Source organism: Mesorhizobium sp. M1006, from assembly GCF_040318825.1.
In the GTDB taxonomy this organism is placed as follows: domain Bacteria; phylum Pseudomonadota; class Alphaproteobacteria; order Rhizobiales; family Rhizobiaceae; genus Mesorhizobium.
On the sequence record NZ_JAMYMZ010000005.1, the window covers coordinates 193,415 to 216,412 of the forward strand.

At 62.0% G+C, this 22,998-nt stretch carries 15 protein-coding genes; 3 read left to right on the plus strand and 12 right to left on the minus strand.

Annotated elements, in window-relative coordinates:
* Positions 1-100 precede the first annotated feature (100 nt).
* Positions 101-1,126, plus strand: a complete 1,026-nt coding sequence (locus tag NKH60_RS06995) for a site-specific integrase (RefSeq protein WP_352832914.1) — start codon at positions 101-103, stop codon at positions 1,124-1,126.
* On the opposite strand, the gene NKH60_RS07000 is transcribed toward NKH60_RS06995, so the two are convergent.
* The 4 genes from NKH60_RS07000 to NKH60_RS07015 form a co-directional block, all read right to left on the minus strand.
* Positions 1,101-2,720: an ABC transporter ATP-binding protein gene (locus NKH60_RS07000; RefSeq protein ID WP_352821482.1), complete on the minus strand. Its 1,620-nt coding sequence runs from the start codon at positions 2,718-2,720 to the stop codon at positions 1,101-1,103. The two genes, NKH60_RS06995 and NKH60_RS07000, sit on opposite strands and share 26 nt — an antisense overlap.
* A gap of 1 nt (position 2,721) precedes the next feature.
* The gene (locus tag NKH60_RS07005) at positions 2,722-3,840 is read right to left on the minus strand and encodes an ABC transporter permease (RefSeq protein WP_352832919.1); all 1,119 of its coding nucleotides are present in this window, start codon (positions 3,838-3,840) and stop codon (positions 2,722-2,724) included.
* The gene (locus tag NKH60_RS07010; protein ID WP_352770573.1) at positions 3,833-4,756 is read right to left on the minus strand and encodes an ABC transporter permease subunit; all 924 of its coding nucleotides are present in this window, start codon (positions 4,754-4,756) and stop codon (positions 3,833-3,835) included. Before NKH60_RS07010 ends, NKH60_RS07005 begins: the two co-directional genes overlap by 8 nt.
* 166 nt (positions 4,757-4,922) lie before the next feature.
* A complete protein-coding gene (locus NKH60_RS07015; protein WP_352771877.1) occupies positions 4,923-6,515 on the minus strand; it encodes a peptide ABC transporter substrate-binding protein in 1,593 nt (530 codons plus the stop codon).
* A gap of 381 nt (positions 6,516-6,896) precedes the next feature.
* On the opposite strand from NKH60_RS07015, the gene NKH60_RS07020 reads away from it, so the two are divergent.
* Both NKH60_RS07020 and NKH60_RS07025 read left to right on the plus strand, forming a co-directional pair.
* The gene (locus tag NKH60_RS07020) at positions 6,897-7,376 is read left to right on the plus strand and encodes a TadE family protein (RefSeq protein WP_084641571.1); all 480 of its coding nucleotides are present in this window, start codon (positions 6,897-6,899) and stop codon (positions 7,374-7,376) included.
* Between the two features lies 1 nt (position 7,377).
* Positions 7,378-9,162 carry a pilus assembly protein TadG-related protein gene (locus NKH60_RS07025; protein WP_352832921.1) on the plus strand — a complete coding sequence of 595 codons (1,785 nt, stop codon included), beginning with the start codon at positions 7,378-7,380 and terminating at the stop codon, positions 9,160-9,162.
* A 16-nt stretch (positions 9,163-9,178) separates the two neighbouring features.
* On the opposite strand, the gene bglA is transcribed toward NKH60_RS07025, so the two are convergent.
* The 8 genes from bglA to NKH60_RS07065 form a co-directional block, all read right to left on the minus strand.
* Positions 9,179-10,807, minus strand: a complete 1,629-nt coding sequence (bglA, locus tag NKH60_RS07030) for a beta-galactosidase BglA (RefSeq protein WP_352871587.1) — start codon at positions 10,805-10,807, stop codon at positions 9,179-9,181.
* A complete protein-coding gene (gene glgX / locus NKH60_RS07035) occupies positions 10,797-12,830 on the minus strand; it encodes a glycogen debranching protein GlgX (protein ID WP_352871589.1) in 2,034 nt (677 codons plus the stop codon). Before glgX ends, bglA begins: the two co-directional genes overlap by 11 nt.
* The gene (locus NKH60_RS07040) at positions 12,830-14,458 is read right to left on the minus strand and encodes an alpha-D-glucose phosphate-specific phosphoglucomutase (protein ID WP_352470957.1); all 1,629 of its coding nucleotides are present in this window, start codon (positions 14,456-14,458) and stop codon (positions 12,830-12,832) included. Before NKH60_RS07040 ends, glgX begins: the two co-directional genes overlap by 1 nt.
* Before the next feature lie 3 nt (positions 14,459-14,461).
* Entirely contained in the window at positions 14,462-15,907 is a 1,446-nt protein-coding gene (gene glgA / locus NKH60_RS07045) for a glycogen synthase GlgA (protein ID WP_352832930.1), read from the minus strand.
* Between the two features lie 3 nt (positions 15,908-15,910).
* Complete coding sequence (gene glgC, locus NKH60_RS07050) at positions 15,911-17,176, minus strand: glucose-1-phosphate adenylyltransferase (RefSeq protein ID WP_352490794.1); 1,266 nt, start codon at positions 17,174-17,176, stop codon at positions 15,911-15,913.
* A 35-nt stretch (positions 17,177-17,211) separates the two neighbouring features.
* Positions 17,212-19,425 carry a 1,4-alpha-glucan branching protein GlgB gene (glgB, locus tag NKH60_RS07055; protein ID WP_352871592.1) on the minus strand — a complete coding sequence of 738 codons (2,214 nt, stop codon included), beginning with the start codon at positions 19,423-19,425 and terminating at the stop codon, positions 17,212-17,214.
* A gap of 146 nt (positions 19,426-19,571) precedes the next feature.
* Positions 19,572-22,040: a glycogen/starch/alpha-glucan phosphorylase gene (locus tag NKH60_RS07060; RefSeq protein ID WP_352871594.1), complete on the minus strand. Its 2,469-nt coding sequence runs from the start codon at positions 22,038-22,040 to the stop codon at positions 19,572-19,574.
* A 175-nt stretch (positions 22,041-22,215) separates the two neighbouring features.
* Positions 22,216-22,998, minus strand: coding sequence for an ATP-binding cassette domain-containing protein (locus tag NKH60_RS07065; RefSeq protein ID WP_352470952.1), 783 nt, complete (start codon positions 22,996-22,998; stop codon positions 22,216-22,218).

Genomic DNA, 22,998 nt, shown 5'->3' on the forward strand with positions numbered 1-22,998 from the left:
ACTATCGCCCATTTTGCTTGTTGCAAAGCCGGTCTTGTTGCCTCTTCTAATGATCCCCGTCCGCAGGACGAACAACTTCGGAGCAAAAAAGGGGACCATCGTGACGACCCATCATCATGCCCGCACGGGAGCGGTGTCTAGCGCTTCAGGTATGCTGCGCCCTCAACTCGGGCCTGCCGCCGCCGGCAAATATCAGCCCCCGATCTCCAGGGCCGATGCCCGCCGCCTGACTGTCGGTGACATCCTCGCCGCCTATACCGAAGCACGCCAGGCCAAGATTGCCGGTCGCAAGGAATTTCTCGCCAGGATGCGTTTTCTGAACGAATTCTTCGGCACCGAGCCGGTCGCCAACATCAATGGAAATCGCTGCCGCGCCTATGTCGAGCACCGTTCGCGCGAGCGCAATCGGGTAGAGCGTGAGCGAATCGCCAAGCTCAACGCTGCGGCGATGGAGACCCGCCGTGGGTTACTCCCGGCGTGGCGAGACAAGGACTTTACATCAGGCCCGCGTCGCGATCTTGAGGACCTCCGCTCGGCGATCAACTTTTGGGCCAAGGAATACGGTCTCGATCCGAAGCCGTCCGTCACCTTGCCAGACAAACCAGCAGCGCGCGAGCGCTGGCTGACGCGCGAGGAAGCAGCGGGACTGCTGCGCGCGGCATTGCGGCTGCGCCGGAAGCACGGTCAGTACGCTCATCTCTGCCGCTTTATCATTGTGGGGCTCTACACTGGCTGCCGACATCGTTCAATCCTGCAACTCAATTGGGATGGCGAGGCCGCAGAAGCTTGGCCGGACCTAGGCCGCGGCGTGCTCTATTGCAAAGATCAGCACGCGAAAAAAAGCAAGAAATGGCGTCCGCCGACGCGACTGCCGTCACGGCTGATCGCCCATATGCGCCGCTGGAAGCGTATCGATTGCGACTGCGGGCCGGTCGTCCATGACAGCCTGGGCGAACCGACAAAGCGCATCGAGAAGGCGTTCCGCACCTGCCGCGTGGAAGCCGGGCTCGGCGACGATGTCACCCCGAATGTGCTTCGCTATACCCGCGCCATGTGGCCTGTGCTGTGCGACGTCGACATGTGGCGGATCGCCAGCAAGGCTATGCGCTCAGGCGAAATCGCGTGACATCGATGGCCGCGGCCATCAGTGTCTGTGTGTAGGTTGCCTGCGGATTGCTGAAGATCGCCTCGGCCGGCCCCTCCTCGACGATCTTGCCCTGTTTCATGACGATGATGTAGTCGGCCATGGCGCGCACGACGGCGAGATCGTGGCTGATGAACAGATAGGACAGTTCGTGGTCGGCCTGCAGCTTGCGCAGCAATTCGACGATCTGCTTCTGCACGGAGCGGTCCAGCGCCGAGGTCGGCTCGTCCAGCACCACCACTTTAGGCTTGAGTATCATGGCGCGCGCAATGGCGATGCGCTGCCGCTGACCGCCGGAGAATTCATGCGGATAGCGGTTGCGCGTGTTCGGGTCGAGCCCGACTTCGAGCAAGGCATCGACCGCGCGGAGATCGCGCTGCCTGCCCGACAGATTGGGCTCATGGACCAGGAGCCCCTCGGTGATGATCTGGCCGACGGTCATGCGTGGCGACAGCGAGCCGAACGGATCCTGGAAAACCAGCTGCAATTCGCGCCGCAGCGGCCGCATCGCCTGGCGGTCGGCGTGGGAAATGTCGCGGTCACCAAGCCGGATGATACCGTCGCTGGGCAGGAGCCGCAGCAAGGCGCGGCCGAGCGTCGATTTTCCCGAGCCGGATTCGCCGACGATGCCGATCGTCTGGTTGCGCTTCAGCCGTATCGAAATGTGATCGACGGCGCGCAGCAGCAGCGGCTCGCCGCCAAGAAATCCGCCGCCGATCTTGAAGGTCACCTCGACGTTCCTGCCTTCAAGCAGGACAGGGGCATTCGGAGGCGGCGGCGCCTTGGTGCCGGTCGGCTCGGCGGCAAGTAGCATCTTGGTGTAGCCGTGCTGCGGGTTGGCGAAGATCGCTTCCGCCTCGCCCTCCTCGACCACCTCGCCATAGCGCATCACATAGACCCGATCGGCAAAGCGCCGGACGATGCCGAGATCGTGGGTGATGAAGACGATCGCCATGCCGAGCTTGCGCTGCAATTCGGCGAGCAGCATGAGGATCTGCGCCTGGATGGTGACGTCGAGCGCGGTCGTCGGCTCGTCGGCGATCAGTATGTCGGGGTCGTTGGCCAGCGCCATGGCGATCATGACGCGCTGGCGCTGACCGCCCGACAACTCGTGCGGATAGGATTTCATCCGCCGCTCCGGATCGGGAATATGGACCAGCCGCAGCAGCTTGAGCGCCTCCTCGCGCGCCGCGGCGGCGCCAAGTCCGCGATGCTTGCGGATCGGCTCGATCAGCTGGTTGCCGATCGAATAGAGCGGGTCTAGCGAAGTCATCGGCTCCTGGAAGATCATGCTGATCTTGCGGCCGCGGATCTTGTTGAGCTCGGGTTTGCTCAAGGTCAAAAGATTGCGGCCGCGATAATCGACTGTGCCGCTGGCTTCGCCGTTCGAGGCGAGCAGGCTCATCGCCGCCATCATCGTCTGGCTCTTGCCGGAACCGGATTCGCCGACGACGGCGACGGTTTCGCCTGATTTGACGTGGATATTGATGCCCTTCACCGCCTCCACCACACCGTCGAGGGTGCGGAAGCGGACTCGAAGGTCCTTGACGCTGAGAATGGTATCGGAAGCAGCCATCTCAACGATCCTTCGGGTCGAGCGCGTCGCGCAGCCCGTCGCCGACGAAATTCAGCGCGAACAGCGTGGAGACGAGAAAGAAGGCCGGGAACAGAAGCAGCCAGTTGGCCGAGCCGATGTTCTGGGCGCCAACCGAGATCAGCACGCCCCAGCTGGTCATCGGCTCCTGGACGCCGAGCCCGAGGAACGACAAAAAACTCTCCAGGATAATGACCTGCGGCACCAGCAGCGTCATGTAGATCACCACCGGCCCGAGCAAATTGGGGATCACATGGCGCAGCAGAATGCCGCGCTGGCCGACGCCCAGCGCCTCCGCCGCCTGGACATATTCCTGCCGGCGGATCGACAGCGCTTGTCCGCGCACGATGCGCGCCATGTCGAGCCACAGCACCGCGCCGACCGCCAGGAACATCAGCACGAAATTCCTGCCGAAGAACACCACCAGCATGATGACGAAGAAGATGAACGGCAAAGAATAAAGCACGTCGACGACACGCATCATCACCTCGTCGACCCTGCCGCCGGCAAGGCCGGCGGTGGCGCCGTAGAGCACGCCGATGACCACGGCCACAATGCCGGCAAGCAGGCCGATGGCCAGCGATATGCGCCCGGCCATCAGCGTTCTGGACAGGAGATCGCGGCCGGTATTGTCGGTGCCGAAAAGGAAATATTGCTGCTTGATCGAGGCACTCATCACCATTTCGAGACCGTCCGGCGATTTGCTCTCGATCTTTGTGTCATCAAAGGTATCGGAACGATCAAGGTAGCGAATGTTGCGGTCGTCGATCGGCTTGGACGATTTGACGGTAACGAACACACGGCTGCCCTCTTGCCGCCACTCCTTGATGTCGACGCGCATACGCCTGATCGCCTCATCGAGAGCGCCTTCGATCATGTCGGCCTTCGGATAGGCGGAGAAGCTCGGCGGCGTACGGACATAGTCGGCATAGATGGTGGTGTATTGGTGCGGCACGAAAGAGGGCCCAAACACGCTGATGACGGCGATGAAGGCAAGATAATAGAGGCTGAACATGGCCGCGCGATTGGCCTTGAGGCGCGCCCAGGCGTCACCCCACAGGGACCGGCCGACGACCGGTGCGGCAACTGCGATATCAGTCATAGCGCACCCTCGGATCGACGACCCCATAGAGGACGTCGACGATCAGGTTGAAGACAATGGTGAAGAGCGCGATGACCACCACCGTCCCCATCACCAGCGTGTAGTCGCGGTTGAGTGCAGCAACGACAAAATGGCGGCCGATGCCCGGGATAGAGAAGATGGTCTCGACGATGACCGAGCCGGTGAGAAGGGCTGCGGCTGCCGGACCGGTGAAGGAGACGATCGGCAGGATGGCGCCGCGCAGTGCATGCTTGACGACGACTGACCAGTCGGACAGGCCGAGAGCGCGCGCGGTGCGGATGTGATGCGAGTGCAGCGATTCGATCATCGAGCCGCGCATCAGGCGGGCAACAATGGCGATCTGCGGCAGAGCGAGCGTCAGCACCGGGCCGACCTTGTTGATGAGGGCTCCGTCGCCCCAGCCACCGATCGGCAGCAGCTTCCAGGTCAATCCGAATACAAGCTGGATTACCGGGGCGATGACAAAGGTCGGTATGGTGCTGCCGGCGGTCGCCAGCGCGATCACCGAATAGTCGGCAAGCTTGTTCTGGTTGAGCGCGGCAACAGTGCCGAGCACGCTGCCGAGGAGCAGCGCCAGAACGAGCGCCGAAGCGCCGAGTTGGATCGAGATCGGCAGGCCTTCCCTGAACAGCTCGCCGACGGTGAAATCCGGCATGTTGTAGCTGGGGCCGAAATTGCCGCGCAGAAGATTGCCTAAATAATGGAGGTACTGCAGCCAGAGCGGGTCGTTGAGCCCGAACTGGGCTTCGAGATTGGCCCTGATCTCGGGGCTCAGGCCCCGCTCCTGGTTGAACGGGCCGCCCGGCGCGACGCGTATCAGGAAGAACGCTATAGTCACGATGACGAACAGCGTCGGGATGGCGGTCAGGAGCCGCCGGAAAACGAATCGCAGCATCGATGCCCCGCTTGATCCAGAGCAGCGCGCGTCCGGCTGGACGATTGCGCTCTAGCCTTCAAATCTTCGCACCGACATTGTCGAAAATCGAATCCGGTTCCCGGGCCGATGCGATGGCAAACCGGCGCCGCCGCGCATTGAGTCGCGCGGCGGCCTGGCTAAGGGATCAGTCCTTGCTGATGAAGCGGGACGGATGGATGTCCATCACATTGTCGTCGAAGCCGTGCAGCTTCGAGGAAACGATGTCGTGGTAGCTGTAGTAGAGAAGCGGGATCTCGCCGACGTCGTCGACGAGGATGCGCTCGGCCTCGGCGAGTTCCTTCATGCGCTGGTCGGGCTTGCCGCCGGCGGCGGCAGCCTTGTCCATGGCCGCCTCGAATTTCGGGCTGTTATAGCTCGAATAATTGTTGCCGCTGGCCTTGCGAGATATGCCGAGGAAGGTTTCCGGGTCCTTGTAATCGGCGATCCAGGCGGCACGCGCCACATCGTAGTCGCCCTTCTGCTCGAGGAAGGAGTAGTGGGTCTTGGTGTCGGTGTTGAGCAGCGTGACCTCGACGCCAAGCGGCTTCAACTGTTCCTGGATGGCGACAGCGGTGTTCTTGTGGTTTTCCGAGGTGTTGTAGCGGATCTGCATCTTCAACGGATGCTCGGGTGTATAGCCGAGTTTCTCGAGGATCTTCTTGGCAGCGTCCTCGCGGTCGATCTGCGGCATGTCGGCGTATTTGGCCAGTGCCGGCGTGTAGCCCTGGATACCCGGAGGGACCATCGAATAGCCGGGCAGCATCGAATTCTGCCAGACTTTTTCAGCGAGGAAGTCGCGATCGATCGCCATCGAGATAGCGTTGCGCAGTTCGACGTTGTCCCAAGGCGCCTTGTCGGTCTTGATCGCGTAATAGTAGATGCCGAGATATGGCCCGACACGGACCTGGTCGCCGAATTTGGTCTTGAGATCGGCGAGCTGTTCGGTCGGCAGGTCACCGTAACTGTCGAATTCGCCGGCCTCGAAGCGCTTCATCGCGGACGAGCGATCCTCGGTCGGGATGTAGTTGACCACGTCCAACTTGACGCTGGCGGCGTCCCAGAATTTCGGATTCTTGACCAGCTTCAGATGGTCGTTGGGAATCCACTCTGCCGCTGTAAAGGCCCCGTTCGAGACCAGCTTGCCTGCCTTGATCCAGTCGGCGCCAAGCTTTTCGATAGACGCCTTGTTAACCGGATAGGTCGCCTGATGGGTCAGCATCTCCAGGAAGTAAGGCGTTGGCGCCTTGAGCGTGACTTCGAGGGTATTTGCGTCAATCGCCTTGACGCCCATATCCTCCGGCTTGCCCTTCTTGGTGTTGACTTCCTCGGCACCCTTCACTGGATAGAGCATGGAAGCGTATTCCGCAGCGGTGGCCGGATCTTCCAGCCGACGGAACGAATAAACGAAGTCGTCCGCCGTCACCGGGCTGCCATCCGACCAGAGGCCGTCCTTGCGCAGCTTGAAGGTGTAGACAGTGCCGTCGTCGGACACCGTCCAGCTTTCAGCGGCGCCCGGAATGAGATTCGTCTTCTGGTCATGCATGACGAGGCCCTGGAACAGGTCGCGTATGATATCGGCTTCGTAGACCGTCGAGGTCTTGTGCGGATCGAGCGTCTCCGCTTCGGCGGCGGCTCCGCGGTTGTAGACGGTCTCGGCGAAAGCCGGCGTGTAGAACGTACCGGCAGCCAAGACCATGGTCGTGGCGAGTACCGTCGCCTTCAGCACATGTTTCAGCATGGAGTTCTCCCTAACGACGTCGCCCTTCGGCCACGTCTCTAAGTGTTGACGCCCCGAAACCGATTGGCTGGTTCCTTTCGAGCGCGCAGCCGGTTCCCTTTCCGGCAGCTGGTGGCCAAACAGTAACGTGGAGATTTTTTATTTCAACAGACTCTCGGGGTCACCCAAAGTAAGGGGGCCGGGGCAGTCGTTTTGCGGGCGGCCAATCAATGGTCGAAACCATGAGTTTGACTGGGTTTCCTGGCCAGAACGCCGATCTGGGAAATAATCTGGCCGATCTTTTCAGTTTACCGGAATGTATTAATTGGTTCTTAGGCAACCAAGGGTTACAAATTTCGATGGAATCGGCACATCGACCTTGGGTTCCAACGGGCAAGGGCAATGAACAAGATAGACAGTAATACTGTCGCATTGAAGCGTAAAATACTGCGCCACATACGGACGAATCTACGCAAAATTGGAGAAGAGTCCGGAACTTCCGCGGTCGAGTTCGCCCTGCTTTCCCCAATCTTTATCCTTCTTTTGCTCGGAATGGTTGCATATGGTATCTATTTTGGTGCAAGCAACTCCTTGCAGCAAATCGCCGCCGATGCCGCCCGCACCGCAATTGCCGGATTGAATCAAACCGAGCGCCAGGCGCTGGTGGCGAGTTTCGTCAAAAACAATGCCAGTGGATACCCGTTTGTCGATTCCGGCAAGCTGACCTATCAGGCGACGGACAGCACGGCCGACGGAAATCAGTTCGTCGTGTCGATCCAGTACGATGCCAGCAACCTGCCGATCTGGAACCTATTACCAAGCCTTGCGATGCCGCAAACCACGATGTCGCGCAGATCTACCATCAGGATTGGAGGCATTTGAAATGTCGCAGTTCTTGCTGAGGAGCATCGGGCGGATCGCTCGCTCGATGGTTGGCGACAAGAAGGCGAACTTTGCCGTCATGACGGCGCTGACAGCGCCATTCGCGCTGGGGCTGGCTGCCTTTGCTGTCGACGAAGGTTCGATCTACACGGAGCGCAGGGAAGCCCAGGCGATGACCGATCTGGCGGCGATCACCGCGGCGTCGAACATCAACAATTTGGAAGCCGCGGCGGTAACCACGCTCAGTGACAACCGAATGCCCGGCATCATTGTTCAAAAGGCAGGTCAGACAATCGTTCCCACGGTTGGCAAAACCGTCGTGTCGGTCACCGGCGGCCGATACTCAGCGGCGTCCTCCGTTGGTGTCGACAAGCGCTTCGAAGCCGGCAAAACGCCTTACAACGCCGTTCGCGTCACTCTGCGAAAAATCCCCGCCCGGTATTTTGCCAGTTCGCTCATCCCTACTCCGGTTGTCGGCACCGAAGCCATTGCCAGCGTGACCCCGCAAGCGATGTTCTCGGTCGGGTCCAGGCTCCTCAGCGTCAATGGCGGCATCCTCAACGCGCTTCTCAGCAAGTTGCTGGGCGCCAACATTTCGCTCAGCGTCATGGACTACAACGCGCTGATCTCGGCCGATGTAAACGTGCTTTCGTTCGTCGATGCCCTTGCCGTACAGTTGCAACTGACAGGTGTCAGCTATTCCGACGTGCTGGCGTCAAAAGCGACGGTAGGCCAGATCGCGACCGCCATGGCCAATGCGTCCGGGTCGGGCAGCGCCAGCAAACTTGTGCTGCAGACGATCGCGTCGAGGGCCACCAACACGGTCAAGATACCCCTCAGTCATCTTATCGATCTTGGCTCGATCGGCAGGCTCGGCCTCGGACAAAAGTCTCCCGGCTTTTCCGTCGACGCAAGCGCGATGGGCATGCTGGGTGCCGCCGCCTCGCTGGCCAATGGCTCAAACCAGGTCCAGGTCGATCTCGGCGCCACTATTCCGGGACTTACCTCCACCACGCTCGCCATCGCCATCGGTGAACCGATGCAATACTCACCCTGGCTGGCCGTCGGGGAAAAAGGCACCGTGGTGCGCACCGCGCAGACGCGCATCAAGCTGGTCACCACAGTGGGCATCGGCAATTCCAATCTCGGCGGCGGCATCAGCCTGCTGTCCGTCAACCTGCCTCTGCATGTCGAAGTCGCCTATGCGGAAGCCAAGCTAACCGACATCAGCTGCCCGACCGGCCGGCCGGATAGCATCAAGGTCTCGATCGCCGCGCAGCCTGGCGTGGCCTCGCTGCACCTTGCCGCCAGCGACGCCGACAACAACCCATCGGCCTTCGCCGATTTCAGCAATCCGCAATCGTTCTCCGATGCCACGATTGCCCAGGTAAGCGTGAAGCTTCTGCTGCTTACCCTCAATCTGCTTGATGTGAAGGGTTCGTCATCACTTGCCATCACCAACAACGATCCGACCACATTGACGTTCGACAGCACCGATATCGCCAACAAGACGATAAAAACTGTCGCCACAAAAAACCTGACGCAATCACTCACGACATCGCTGGTCAGCGGCCTCTCGCTCTCGGTCAATGCACTGGGCCTCGGGCTGGACGTGACGGCCCTGCTCGGAACGGTTAAGCCGGCGGTGGTAACGGTTCTGAACGGCGTGACGGCGCCGGTCGACGAACTGGTCTATAACGTGCTTGCAGCTGTCGGCGTGCATGTCGGCGAGGCCGATGTGCGGGTTGTCGGCGCGACTTGCGGGCGCTCCGTGCTTGTTCAATGAGATGATGAAATAGAGCTCAGCCAATCCGGCCGAGGAAGCAGCCCAGCGGCGGCAGCGACAGAGTTCTTTCCTGCAAGACGCCGGCAGCACCGCCAAGATCTCTCGGCTCTATCGCTTCCAGATCCGTTGGCAATTGCCAGCCGGCCGGCTCGTCGGCGAAATTGAAGACACAGAGCAGCTTTTCGTCACCGCCTTCGCGAATGAAAGCCAGGACGTCGCCTTCGGCATCGAGGAACCGGATCGAGCCTCGAACCAGCGCCGGATGCTGCTTGCGCAAGGCCAGCATCGCCCGGTAGCTCGCCAGGACGGAGGTTTGCTCGCCGTCCTGGACGTCGACCGCCCGGTCGCGATGGCTTGCCGGGACCGGAAGCCACGGCTTGCCCGTCGAAAAGCCGGCATTGTCGGCGCCAGCCTCCCAGACCATCGGCGTTCGGCACCCATCCCGCCCCTTGATCCCCGGCCAGAAGCGGATGCCGAAAGGATCACGCAAATCCTCGAACGCCAGTTCGACCTCCTCCAGCCCGAGTTCTTCGCCCTGGTAGAGGCAGATCGATCCGCGCAGGCAGGAAAGCAGCACGATCGAGAATTTCGCCACCCTGTCCGGATCGCCGCCCGGCCTTGTCCATCGACTGACATGGCGCACGACATCGTGGTTGGAGAACGCCCAGCAAACCCAGCCGTCGAACACCTTACTCTCGAAGGCCTCGACACAGCCACGCACATGAGACGCCGAGAATTGCGGGCCGAGCAGGTCGAAGGTGTAGGACATTTGGAGCTTGTCGCCACCGCCGGTATAGGCGGCGAGTGTCTGCAAGGAACGCGTTTCGTCGCCAATCTCGCCGACAGCGGCGCGGCCTTCATATTCGTCAATCAAGGCCCGGAAGCGCCTGAGGAAAGCAAGGTTTTCCGGCTGGCTCTTGTCGAACAGATGCTCCTGATAGAGATAGGGGCTGGTTGCCGTATTGGTGCCGGCGACGCTTTCCGCCAAAGGCGGGTTGCTGCGCAGCCAGCGGTCGTGGACGTAATAGTTGACCGTATCCATCCGGAAACCGTCGACGCCGCGCTCCAGCCAGAACCGCACCGTTTCCAGCAAGGCGTCCTGCACCTGCGGGTTGTGGAAATTCAGGTCCGGCTGCGAGGCGAGGAAATTGTGCAGGTAATATTGCCTGCGCGTTGCGTCCCATTCCCAGGCCGGGCCGCCGAAAAGCGACAGCCAGTTGTTGGGGGCGGTGCCGTCGGGCTTCGCATCGGCCCAGACGTACCAGTCGGCCTTGGGGTTGTCGTGGCTCGTGCGGCTTTCGACGAACCATTCGTGCCGATCCGACGAATGCGACAAGACCTGATCGATGATCACCTTCAGGCCGAGCCGGTGCGCCTCCGCAATCAGTGCGTCGAAATCCTCTAATGTGCCGAACATCGGATCGACGGCGCAGTAATCCGAAACGTCGTAACCCATATCGGCCATTGGCGACTTGAAAAAAGGCGACAGCCAAACGGCGTCGGCACCGAGCGATGCGACATGGGCCAGCCTCGAGGTGATGCCGCTGAGATCGCCGCTGCCGTCGCCTGTCGTGTCCTGGAAGGAGCGCGGGTAGATCTGGTAGATGACGCAGCCGCGCCACCATTCGGCATTGTCAGCCATCATGGCTCTCCCCTGCGCCCGCCCGCGCGGGCCTGCTTTCGATCATGAACAGGACTGTTCGCCCAGGCACCGGCCGCGAGATATCGCTACTATCCGGTTCGATAGCTGGGCGCCAATGAAAACCCGCCCGTTCCGGCAGCGTGAACATGCAGGCCCGGCGGTCGCCATTGATGACCACCGCAAGGCGACTGTTCTCACCGCTACCGAGAACCATGACCAGCCGGTGCCGCCTGGCATCGTCCCAGGCTGCCTCTTCGAACGGCACGCCGGTTTCCGTCAGCCAGGCTACGTCTGGGATTTCCGAACCCGCAGGCTGTTCTCCGGTCAGGAATGCTGTGTCCAAGAGCGCCGGCACGGCGCGACGCATCCTGGCGAGCAGAGCCGTATGATGCTCGAGCGCCAGGTCGCGCCCGGCCCAGTCGAGCCAGGTGATGTCATTGTCCTGCGCGTAGGCGTTGTTGTTGCCGCGCTGCGTGCGGCCGAACTCGTCGCCGGCCGTCAGCATGATCGTGCCGCGCGAGGCAAAGAGCGTCGCCAGCAGCGCGCGCTGGTCATCGAAACGGGCCGTAACGATTGACTGGTCGCTGGTCTCGCCCTCGACGCCATCGTTCCAGGACAGGTTGTCGTCGTGACCATCGCGGTTCAGTTCGCCATTGGCCTCGTTGTGCTTGTGCCCATAAGCGACGATATCGGCCAGCGTCATGCCGTCATGCGCGGCGATGAAGTTGATGCTGCGGCTCGTTGTCTGGCCTGCTTTGGCAAAGACGTCGGACGAACCGGCAAGCCGCGTCGCCAGGGCACCGATCATGCCGCCGTCGCCGCGCCAGAAGCGGCGGATATCGTCGCGGTATTTGTCGTTCCATTCGAGGAAGGGCGGCGGAAAATTGCCGAGCTGATAGCCATCCGGTCCGATATCCCAAGGCTCGGCGATCAGCACCCGGTCGCCAAGAACAGGGTCGTTGCGAATGGCGTTCAGCAGCGGCGCATCGGCGTCGAAAACGCCGTCGACGCGGCCGAGGATCGGCGCCAGGTCGAAGCGGAATCCGTCGACACCGGCGCGCTGGACAAAGTGGCGAAGCGTGTGGAGGACCATTTCCCGGACGACCGGATGCTCGCAGGCGAGCGTATTGCCGGTTCCGGTGTCATTGACCAGAGCGCCGTCCGGCTCGTGCCGATAATAGGCGCGGCTGTCGAGCCCGCGCAGCGACAATGTCGGGCCGAGCCGGTCGCTTTCGCCGGTGTGGTTGAACACCAGGTCGAGAATGGTGCCGATGCCGGCCTCGCGCAGCGCGGCGACCGTTCCGCGCAACTCGGCCAGACCGCCGGGCGCCAGTCGCGGATCGAGCGCCATGAAGGTCACGGGATTATAACCCCAGGCGTTGCGCAGACCGAGCGGCGGTAAATGCCGTTCGTCGATCGATGCAGTCACCGGCATCAACTCAATGGCTGCCACGCCGAGTTTTTGCAGATGCTCGACAACGAGGGGGTGAGCGAGCGCTGCAATGGTGCCGCGTTGCTTCTCGGGAATGGCGGGATGCAGCTTTGTGAAGGCGCGTACCGGCACTTCGTAGATAAGGCCGCCGGGCCGAAACAGCGGCGGCAAGGCGGGCAAGGGTTCCGGCAAGGCGCCGGCGATGGCTTTCGGCATCAGCGGCGCAGTGTCGGCCCCCTCGCCTCGGCGCGCGGCGAGCCGGCCGTCATAGGCATAGGGCCTGTCGATCTCGACGGCATAGGGATCGGCCAGCAGCTTGTCGGGATCGAACCAGAGACCGTGTTCCGGCGCGTAGTCGCCATCGGCGCGGAACCCGTATCGGGTCCCGGCGGCGAGACCGGCAACAAAAAGTGCATGGACGCCCTCGTCTTCCGACTGGAGTTCCAGCCGGTCGACTTCGCGGTTGCCGTGTTCGTCGAAAATCGAAACCCAGATGCGCCGAGCCGACGAGGACCATGCGGCGAAGCGGATACCGCCCTCCCCGGCAAGCCCGCCAAATCGCGGACGATAGCCGGCGGATAGTCCCGACGACATCAGGTGATGACGCTCGGCTTGGCGCGGCCGGTATGGCTGCGAATCCCGGCAATGTCGTCGGCCGCCGCGATCAGATCGGCAAGCGCCTCCTGGGTGTCGAGATCGTGGCGGTTCTTGTCCGGCTCGTAGCGCTCGACATAAAGCCGCAGCGTCGCGCCCGAGGTGCCGGTGCCGGACAGGCGGAAGACGACGCGTGAGCCGCCTTCGAACAACACCCTGATGCCCTGGTTCTTGCTGACCGAGCCGTCGACCGGATCGTGATAGGCGAAATCATCAGCGCTGGCGATCGTCATGCCGCGCACGCGGGTGCCAGGCAGCGAGCCGAGCTTGGCGCGCAACTCGCCGACAAGCGCGTTGGCACGATCGGTCTCGACCTCCTCGTAGTCGTGGCGCGAATAATAGTTACGGCCATAGGCCGTCCAATGCTGGGTGACAATCTGCTTGGCGCTTTCGCCGCGAACGGCAAGGATGTTGAGCCATAAAAGCACAGCCCACAGGCCGTCCTTTTCGCGGACATGGTTGGAGCCGGTCCCCGCACTCTCCTCGCCACAGATCGTTGCCATGCCGGCATCGAGCAGATTGCCGAAAAATTTCCAGCCGGTCGGCGTCTCGTAGATGCCGATGCCGAGCTTTTCGGCGACCCGGTCGGCAGCACCGCTGGTCGGCATCGAGCGGGCGATGCCTTTCAGCCCCGCCTTGTAGCCCGGCGCCAGATGGGCGTTGGCGGCGAGCATCGCCACCGAATCCGACGGGGTGATGAAAATTCCCTTGCCGATAATCAGGTTGCGGTCGCCGTCGCCATCCGAGGCGGCGCCAAAGTCTGGCGCATCCGGCCCCATCATCTCGTCGTAGAGGTGTTTTGCGTGCACCAGATTGGGATCGGGATGATGGCCGCCGAAATCCGGCAGCGGAATGAAATTGCGGGCGGTGCCGTTGGGCGCGCCGAGCCGGTTTTCGAGGATCTCCTTGGCGTAGGGGCCGGTCACCGCATGCATGGCGTCGAAGCGCATGCGGAAGCCCGACCTGAACAGCGCCCGCAATGCGTCGAAATCGAACAGGCTTTCCATCAGTTCGGCATAGTCGGCGACAGGATCGATGATTTCGACGGTCATGTCCCCCGTCTTGACCGTGCCGATCGTGTCGATGTCGACCTGCCCGATATCGGCGATCTTGAAGCTTGAAATCGCCTTGGTTTTTTCGAAGATCGCGTCGGTCAGCTTTTCCGGCGCCGGGCCGCCATTGCCGGCATTGTACTTGATGCCGAAATCCTCATGCGGGCCACCCGGATTGTGGCTGGCAGACAGGATGATGCCGCCAAAGGTCTCGTATTTGCGGATGACATGCGAAGCGGCCGGCGTCGACAAGATGCCGCCCTGCCCGACCATCACCTTGCCGAAGCCGTTTGCCGCGGCCATGGCGATGGCCTTCTGGATGACCTCGCGGTTATAGAAGCGGCCGTCGCCGCCGATCACCAGGGTTTTGCCCTCGAACCCGTCCAGCGCGTCGAAGATCGACTGGATGAAGTTCTCGGCATAGTGCTCCTGCTGGAACACCGGGACCTTTTTACGCAGCCCGGACGTGCCGGGCTTCTGGTCGGGATAGGGTTTGGTGGCGACGGTGCGGATCATCAGTCAGGCAGCCCTTTTCGAAAGCAGCAAGCGATAGAGTTGGACATATTTTTCGGCGCTTTTGTCCCACGAAACGTCGGCCTTCATGCCTTGCCGCTGCATCGACGTCCACACTGCGGGATTGGCACGCGCCTCGACAAGGCGGCGGACGGCGTGCAGCAAGGCGCCGGCATTGGCGGGCGCAAACTGGAAACCGGTCGCCACGCCGGCAGAGATGGCGGCTTCGTTGGCATCGATGATCGTGTCGGCAAGGCCGCCGGTGCGCGCGACGACCGGCACGCAGCCATAGCGCAGGCCGTAAAGCTGTGTCAGCCCGCAAGGTTCGAAGCGCGATGGGATAATGATTGCGTCGCAGCCGCCCTGCATGGTGTGGGAGAGTCCCTCGTCATAGCCGACGACGACGCCGATGCGGCCGCGATGGCGGGCTGCGGCGGCAAGCAACGCGCCTTCCAGCCCAGCGTCGCCGGAGCCGAGGATCGCCAGCCGTGCACCTGCCGCGACGATGCCGTCGATGGCCGCAGCCAGTATGTCCATGCCCTTTTGCCAGGTCAGCCGGCTGACGACGCAGACGATCGGGCTGTCATCGCGATCGAGGCTGAAACGGTCCTCGACCGCGGCCTTGTTGGGCATTCGCGCCTTGAGCGTCTTTGCGGTGTAGTTGGAGACCAGATGCTTGTCGGTTTCCGGGTTCCAGATCTCGGTATCGATGCCGTTGACGATGCCATGGAGATCGACGGAGCGCATGTTGATCAGGCCGTCGAGGCCCATGCCGAATTCGGGCAAGCGGATTTCCTGCGCATAGGTCGGGCTGACCGTGGTGATCGCCCACGCCGCCTGCAGGCCGGCCTTGAGGAAGCCGACGCCGCCGTAATATTCGACGCCGTCGAGCGCCATCGCCGCCGCCGGCAGGCCAAGCTCGCCAAAGATGCCGGCGCCGAACTGGCCTTGGAAGGCGAGGTTGTGCACGGTGATCATCGACGGCGTGCCGACCGCCTTGCCGTAGCGCATGTAGGCAAGCGTCATTGCCGACTGCCAGTCATGGGCATGGACGATATCGGGCAGGTAGCCCGAGATCGCACCGCCGGCAATATCACCGCCTACCTGGCTCAAGGCCGCGAACCGGCGCCAATTGTCCGGCCAGTCGGCGCCTGTCGCGTTGCCGTATGGGCCGCCGGGACGGTCGAAAAGATGCGGCGCGTCAAGCACGAACAGGTCGAGCCCGGCGATCTGGGCGGCATACACCGAAGCCTTGCCGCCCTGCAGCAATGGATATTGCTGAACCGGCTTCTTTTTCCTGAAGGCGCCCATCACCTGAGGATAGCCGGGGACGAGCGTGCGCATGGTGACGCCCTTGCCGGCCAATGCCACGGGCAAGGCGCCGGTCACGTCGGCGAGCCCGCCCGTCTTGACCAGCGGAAAGATCTCGGGCGCCACCGACAGAACCTGCATGCACTACGATCCCAGCCTGTTGATCATGTCCTGCGTGACGAGGCAGATGCCTTTTTCCGAAACGCGGAAACGCTTGGCGTCGAGGACGGGATCCTCGCCGACCACCAGACCCTCCGGGATCCTGACGCCGTGATCGATGACCACGCGCTTCAGCCTGGCGTTGCGGCCGACATGGACGTCCGGCAGCATGACGACCTCCTCCAGCGTCGAATAGGAATTGATGCGCGCGCCGGTGAAGATCAGGCTTCGCTTCAGCGAAGCGCCCGAAACGATGCAATCGCCCGACACGAGAGACGACACGGCCGACCCGCGGCGGCCATCCTCGTCATGCACGAATTTTGCCGGCGGCTTCAACTCGGCATAGGTCCAGATCGGCCAATCGCGGTCGTAAAGGTCGAGTTCCGGCGTGATGTCGGTCAGGTCGATATTGGCCTCCCAATAGGCGTCGACCGTGCCGACGTCGCGCCAATAGGCCTCGTTCTCGGCGGTCGAGCGCACGCAGGATTTGGCAAAACGATGGGCGATCGCCTTTCCGTGCTCGACGATGTAGGGGATGATGTCCTTGCCGAAGTCGCGGCTCGAGCCGGGCTCCGCCGCATCGCGACGCAATTGCTCCATCAGGAATTTGGTCTTGAACACATAGATGCCCATCGAGGCCAGCGCGAAATCCGGTTTGTCGGGAATGCCCGGCGGATCGGCGGGCTTTTCGATGAAGGAGATGATGGTGTCCTTGGGATCGACATGCATGACGCCGAAGCCGGTGGCTTCCATGCGTGGCACTTCGAGGCAGCCGACGGTGACGTCGGCGCCGGCCTCGACATGCTGGCGCAGCATCATTTCGTAGTCCATCTTGTAGATGTGGTCGCCGGCCAGGATGACCATGTATTCCGGCCCGTAGGCCTCGATGATGTCGATGTTCTGGTAAACGGCGTCGGCCGTGCCCTCATACCATTGCGTTTCCGATACACGCTGGCTGGCAGGCAGGATGTCGAAACTCTCGTTGCGCTCGGGCCGCAGGAAGTTCCAGCCGCGCTGCAGATGGCGGATCAGCGAATGCGCCTTGTACTGGGTGGCGACGCCGAGGCGGCGGATACCGGAATTGAGCGCATTGGAGAGCGCGAAATCGATGATGCGGGTCTTGCCGCCAAAATAGACCGCCGGCTTGGCGCGGCGGTCGGTCAGTTCCTTGAGCCGGCTGCCACGGCCGCCTGCCAGCACATAAGCCATGGCGTCGCGTGCCAGCGGCTGTGTTCGTTTTATTTCAGCCATTCCTATCCTCCCAGGTTAGATGCTCCAGACATAGCTCAGTCCGGGACGAATTCGAGCATGATCGTCGACAGCGGCGGCAAAAGCATCGTCGCCGAAATCCCTCCCCCTTCCGCCCGAGCCTCGACGACGCCGCTATTGCCCTTGCCGGAACCGCCATAATCCGTGGCATCGGTGTTGATGATCTCGCGCCATTTTCCGGCCTGCGGCAACGGCACGCGGTAATTGTCGCGCGGCACCGGCGTGAAGTTGGAAATGACGGCGACCGGGTTGCCGCCCGGCGCGCTGCGCAGCCAGGCAAAGACCGAGTTCGCGCTGTCGTCGACGATCAGCCAGGAAAAGCCCTCCGGCTCGCAGTCGCGGGCATGCAGCGCGGGGCGCGAGCGGTAGAGATAGTTGAGATCGCGCACCGTCTGCCAGACGCCACGGTGGAACCGGAAATCGAGCAGGTTCCAGTCGAGCGCGCGCGCCTCGCTCCACTCGCGGCGCTGTGCGAACTCCTGGCCCATGAACAACAGCTTCTTGCCAGGATAACCCCACATGAAGGCGTAGTAGGCCCGCAGCGTCGCGAATTTCTGCCAGTCGTCGCCGGCCATCTTGTTGAGCAGCGTGCCTTTGCCGTGCACCACCTCGTCATGGGACAGCGGCAGCACAAAATTCTCGCTGAAAGCGTAGACCAGGCCGAAGGTGATGTCGTTGTGGTGATGCTTGCGGAAGATCGGCTCCTTGGAGAAATACTCCAAAGTGTCATGCATGAAACCCATGTTCCACTTGAAACCGAAGCCCAGTCCGCCTTCATGCACCGGCTGCGAGACTTTCGGCCACGAGGTCGATTCCTCGGCGATGGTCATCACACCTGGATGGTGGCCGTAGACCTCCTTGTTCATCCGCTGCAGGAAGCTGACCGCTTCGAGGTTCTCTCGCCCGCCCTTCTCGTTGGGAATCCATTCACCGGCCTTGCGCGAATAATCGAGATAAAGCATCGAGGCGACCGCATCGACGCGCAGTCCGTCGACGTGATATTTCTCGGCCCAGAACAGCGCATTGTTGACCAGGAACGAAATCACTTCGCGACGGCCGAAATTGTAGATCGCTGTGTTCCAGTCGGGATGGAAGCCCTTGCGCGGATCGGCATGTTCGTAGAGCGCGGTACCGTCGAACTTTGCCAGACCGTGTTCGTCAACCGGGAAATGCGCCGGCACCCAGTCAAGGATGACGCCGATGCCTGCACGGTGGGCGCCGTCGACGAAGCGGGCAAAACCGTCCGGATCGCCAAAGCGGGCAGTCGGCGCATAAAGACCCGTCGTCTGGTAGCCCCAGGACGGGTCATAAGGGTGTTCGGAGATCGGCATGAATTCGATGTGGGTAAAACCGGTCTCGACCACGTAAGGGATCAGCCTCTCGGCGAGCTCGTCCCACGACAGGAAGCTGCCGTCGTCGTGAAGCCGCCATGACCCGGCATGGACCTCGTAGATCGATACGGCTTCGCGCCTGTGGTCGGCATTGCGCCAGTAGTTCCGGTGCGCCTCGTCGCCCCATTCGTGCGCCGGCGGCAGCGCCGTCACCGAGGCGGTGGCCGGGCGCAGTTCGGACTTGAAGGCGAACGGATCGGCTTTGAGCGGCAATCTCACGCCATCCGGCCCGATGATTTCATATTTATATGGGCGGCCAGCGCCGATGTCGGGAATGAACAGCTCCCAGATGCCGGTGTCGCGGCGGACGCGCATGGTATGCCTGCGGCCGTCCCACTCGTTGAAGTCGCCGACCACCGAGACGCGCCTTGCATTGGGCGCCCACACCGCAAAATGCACACCCGATGCACCTTCATGGTCGATGAGATGGGCGCCGAGCTTGTCGAACAGCCTGAGATGCGACCCTTCGGCGATGTAATAATCGTCCAGCGGGCCGAGCACGGGACCGAAGGAATATGGATCGGTCAGCCACCAGTCACCGCCGGAATTCCTGGCGTGATAGCGCAGCGGCTGGCGTTTGCGCAGCGACAGTTTGCCTTCGAAGAAACCGCGGTCGTCGCGTCTCGACAGCTCGCCGGCCTTCTTGCCGGTCAGCGTATAGGCGGTGACGAACTCGGCATGAGGGACGAAGCAGCGGGCGACAAAGCCCTTTCCCGCCTCATGCACGCCAAGCACGGCAAACGGATCGCCGTGCGTGCCGGCGACAATCGCCGCGACATCGCCGGCTGGCGCCAGTCCGTCCGGCCCGCTTGTCGCAACGGTCGCGCGCGGCTTGCTCATCAGGCAGTGACCCTCCCCGGGCACCAAGTGTATGTTTCTAGTGAAGTTTTGAGTTCGACAGTCGCCATGCCGCCTTACCCTCCAAGGGATGCGAGGGTCAAATCACTCCACTAGGGCCACATTGTTCCTGGTCTCATGCAATCACATCAGGCGGGCACGTGCCAGATGTCTTTCGCATATTGGCGAATCGTTCGATCGGACGAGAACCAGCCGACGCGCGCGACATTGCGGATCGCTCTGGCGTACCAGTCCGGGCTGTTGCGCCAGACGGCATCGACGTCGCGCTGGGTGGCGGCGTAGGCATCGAAATCCGCGGCGACCATGAACCAGTCGCTCTGGTAAAGGCCGTTGATCAGGTCGCGATAACGGTCCGGATCATCAGGTGAAAAAACCCCGGACGAAACCGCGGCAAGCGCCTGCGCCAATTCAGGCGATCCCTCGATCACAGCGCGCGGATCGTAACCATTGTTGCGCCGCTCGGCGACTTCCTCTGTGGTCAGCCCGAAGATGAAGATGTTGTTGTCGCCCACACATTCCTTGATCTCGACATTGGCGCCGTCGAGCGTGCCGATGGTCAGCGCGCCGTTCAGCGCGAACTTCATGTTGCCGGTGCCGGACGCTTCCATGCCGGCGGTCGATATCTGCTCCGACAGATCGGCGGCCGGCATCATGATCTCGGCCAGGCTGACATTGTAGTTCGGCACGAATACCACTTTCAGCAAGCCGCGTACCGCCGGGTCGCGGTTGATGACTCGGGCGACGTCATTGGCAAGTTTGATGATCAGCTTGGCGTTGTGATAGCTGGGCGCCGCCTTGCCGCCAAAGAATTTGACGCGAGGCATCCAGTCGCGCTCCGGATGCGAGCGGATCTGGTCGTAAAGCGCGACCGCTTCGAGAATGTTCAAGAGCTGGCGCTTGTATTCGTGGATGCGCTTGACCTGGATGTCGAACAGCGCCGACGGGTCGACCTTGATGCCGAGCCGGTCTGCAACGAGATTGGCAAGCCTCGTCTTGTTCGCCCGTTTGACGGCGGCGAACTTGTCGCGGAAGGCGGCGTCCTCGGCAAGAGGATCAAGCCGGTTTATCTCGTCGATGTCGTCGAGGAAGCCATCGCCAATCGCCTCTCGGGTGAGTGCAGTGAGGCCAGGATTGCACTGTATCAGCCAGCGCCGCGGTGTGATCCCGTTGGTCTTGTTGTTGATGCGATCCGGGTAGAGCCTGTGGAGGTCGGCAAACACCGTCTCCTTCATCAATTCCGTATGCAGTGCCGAGACGCCGTTGATCGAGTGCGAGCCGACAAAGGCCAGATTGCCCATACGCACGCGGCGATCGCCATTTTCCTGGATCAGCGAGATGCGGCTGATCTGCTCGTCCGAGAACTGGTCGGAGGCGCGCGCCTCGAGCAGCACCTCGGCGTTGATGGCGTAGACGATCTGCATGTGGCGCGGCAACAGCCGCTCGAACAGCGGCACGGGCCAGCTTTCCAACGCTTCGGGAAGGAGCGTGTGGTTGGTGTAGCCGAAGGTGCGCTTGGTGATGCTCCAGGCCTGGTCGAAATCCATGCCGTGGACATCCATCAACAGGCGCATCAACTCGGGGACGGCGATGGCCGGATGGGTGTCGTTAAGATGGATCGCCGCCTTGTCGGGCAGCGATTGCAGGTCGCCATACTGGCTGAGATGACGCTGGACGATGTCCTGCAGCGAGGCGGTGGAGAAGAAATACTCCTGCCTGAGCCGCAACTCCTGGCCGGCCTTGTGGGAATCGGCCGGGTAAAGGACGCGCGACAACGCATCGGCCTTGTTGCTTTCGGCGAGCGCACCGATGTGATCGCCGGCATTGAACTTGTCGAGCAGGATCGGGTCGACCGGCATGCCGGACCACAGACGCAGCGTGTTGACGCGGTTGGCCCGCCAGCCAACCACCGGCGTATCGTAGGCAACGGCCAGAACATGTTCGGTCGGCTTCCAGACGTGCCGCTCGAGCCTGCCGTCCTTCGAGGTGATCGATTCCACCGAGCCGCCGAAGCCGACCTCGAAGGAGCGTTCGCGGCGCTCGAACTCCCAGGGATTGCCGTGATCGAGCCACGTCTCGGGCAGCTCCACCTGCCAGCCGTCATGGATCTCCTGCCGAAACATGCCGTTGGCGTAGCGGATGCCGTAGCCATGCGTGGGGATATTGACGGTCGCCATGCTTTCCATGAAGCAGGCGGCGAGCCGGCCAAGACCGCCATTGCCAAGGGCAGCGTCCGGTTCGAGCGCTGCAATGATGTCGAGGTCGACGCCAAGCGACGACAGCGCCTCGCGCATATTGTCCATCAGGCCGAGATTGGAGAAGGCATCGCGCATCAGGCGGCCGATGAGGAATTCCAGTGACAGGTAGTAGACGCGCTTTTCCTGCTGGGCGTAGGCCTCTTGGGTCGCCTGCATCCAGTGATCGACTATGCGGTCGCGTACAACCTTGATCGAGGCGGTGAGCCAATCGTACTGGGTTGCAACGTTGGTGCCCTTGCCGAGCCTGTATTTGAGGGCTTGCAAGACTTCCTCGGCGAGCGTCTTGGGATCCGGGTTTTTGAGCGTGGGCAGAGGAGCTTCGGTTGTCATCGCGCGCGTCATGCTGCCTCTCGTGACGTTGCCAGGATCATGCGGCTTTCACCATCTCTGCCAATGCTAGTGCATCCCACCGGATGTTCAATCGATTCAGGTGATCGCAAGCCGGGTTGCCCTGCGGCAATTTGGCATTTGGAAACAGCGCGTTTGGGACCCTTGGCGATGGGCCTCAAGTTCTTGCTCAAGCCGCCAGCGCCGCTTCCGGCGGCACCTTGGCGCCCGTCATGAAGGCGACCGCGTCGGACATCGTATACTGCTTCGGATCGATGACGCACAGGCGACGGCCGAGCCGGTGAATGTGGATGCGGTCCGCCACCTCGAAGACATGCGGCATGTTGTGTGAAATCAGCACGATCGGCAGGCCTCGCTTCTTCACGTCGAGGATCAGTTCGAGGACGCGGCGGCTCTCTTTGACGCCAAGTGCCGCCGTCGGCTCATCCATGATCACCACCCGGCTGCCAAAGGCGGCGGCGCGCGCCACCGCCACGCCCTGACGCTGGCCGCCGGAAAGCGTTTCCACGGCCTGGCTGATGTTCTGGATGGTCATCAGGCCAAGCTCCGTGAGCTTGTCGCGGGCGCGCTTTTCCATCGCCGGGCGGTCGAGCATGCGCAGCCATTCGCCGAGGAATCCCGGCTTGCGGATCTCCCGGCCGAGGAACATGTTGTCGGCGATGGACAGCGCCGGCGACAGAGCCAGGTTCTGATAGACTGTTTCGATGCCGGCCTCCCGTGCCTCCATCGGCGACTTGAACGCAACGGGCTTGCCTTCAAGTCGTATCTCACCTTCGTCGGGCACGACCGCGCCGGAAATCGCCTTGATAAGCGACGACTTGCCGGCGCCGTTGTCGCCAATGACGGCAAGGATTTCGCCCGGATAGAGGTCGAAATCGGCGTTGTCGAGGGCGGTGACGCGGCCATAGCGCTTGACCAGACCGCGCGCGATGAGGATGGGTTCCTGGGTCAT

Excerpts from the sequence above, each read along its gene's own strand:
- glgX (WP_352871589.1), bottom strand. The coding sequence starts at position 12,830 with ATGTCGTCGGGACTATCCGCCGGCTATCGTCCGCGATTTGGCGGGCTT.
- NKH60_RS07015 (WP_352771877.1), bottom strand. The coding sequence starts at position 6,515 with ATGCTGAAACATGTGCTGAAGGCGACGGTACTCGCCACGACCATGGTC.
- NKH60_RS07020 (WP_084641571.1), top strand. The coding sequence starts at position 6,897 with ATGAACAAGATAGACAGTAATACTGTCGCATTGAAGCGTAAAATACTG.
- glgB (WP_352871592.1), bottom strand. The coding sequence starts at position 19,425 with ATGAGCAAGCCGCGCGCGACCGTTGCGACAAGCGGGCCGGACGGACTG.
- NKH60_RS07040 (WP_352470957.1), bottom strand. The coding sequence starts at position 14,458 with ATGATCCGCACCGTCGCCACCAAACCCTATCCCGACCAGAAGCCCGGC.
- NKH60_RS07005 (WP_352832919.1), bottom strand. The coding sequence starts at position 3,840 with ATGACTGATATCGCAGTTGCCGCACCGGTCGTCGGCCGGTCCCTGTGG.
- NKH60_RS07065 (WP_352470952.1), bottom strand. The coding sequence starts at position 22,998 with ATGACCCAGGAACCCATCCTCATCGCGCGCGGTCTGGTCAAGCGCTAT.
- NKH60_RS07060 (WP_352871594.1), bottom strand. The coding sequence starts at position 22,040 with ATGACGCGCGCGATGACAACCGAAGCTCCTCTGCCCACGCTCAAAAAC.
- NKH60_RS07000 (WP_352821482.1), bottom strand. The coding sequence starts at position 2,720 with ATGGCTGCTTCCGATACCATTCTCAGCGTCAAGGACCTTCGAGTCCGC.
- bglA (WP_352871587.1), bottom strand. The coding sequence starts at position 10,807 with ATGATGGCTGACAATGCCGAATGGTGGCGCGGCTGCGTCATCTACCAG.
- NKH60_RS07010 (WP_352770573.1), bottom strand. The coding sequence starts at position 4,756 with ATGCTGCGATTCGTTTTCCGGCGGCTCCTGACCGCCATCCCGACGCTG.
- glgC (WP_352490794.1), bottom strand. The coding sequence starts at position 17,176 with ATGGCTGAAATAAAACGAACACAGCCGCTGGCACGCGACGCCATGGCT.
- NKH60_RS07025 (WP_352832921.1), top strand. The coding sequence starts at position 7,378 with ATGTCGCAGTTCTTGCTGAGGAGCATCGGGCGGATCGCTCGCTCGATG.
- glgA (WP_352832930.1), bottom strand. The coding sequence starts at position 15,907 with ATGCAGGTTCTGTCGGTGGCGCCCGAGATCTTTCCGCTGGTCAAGACG.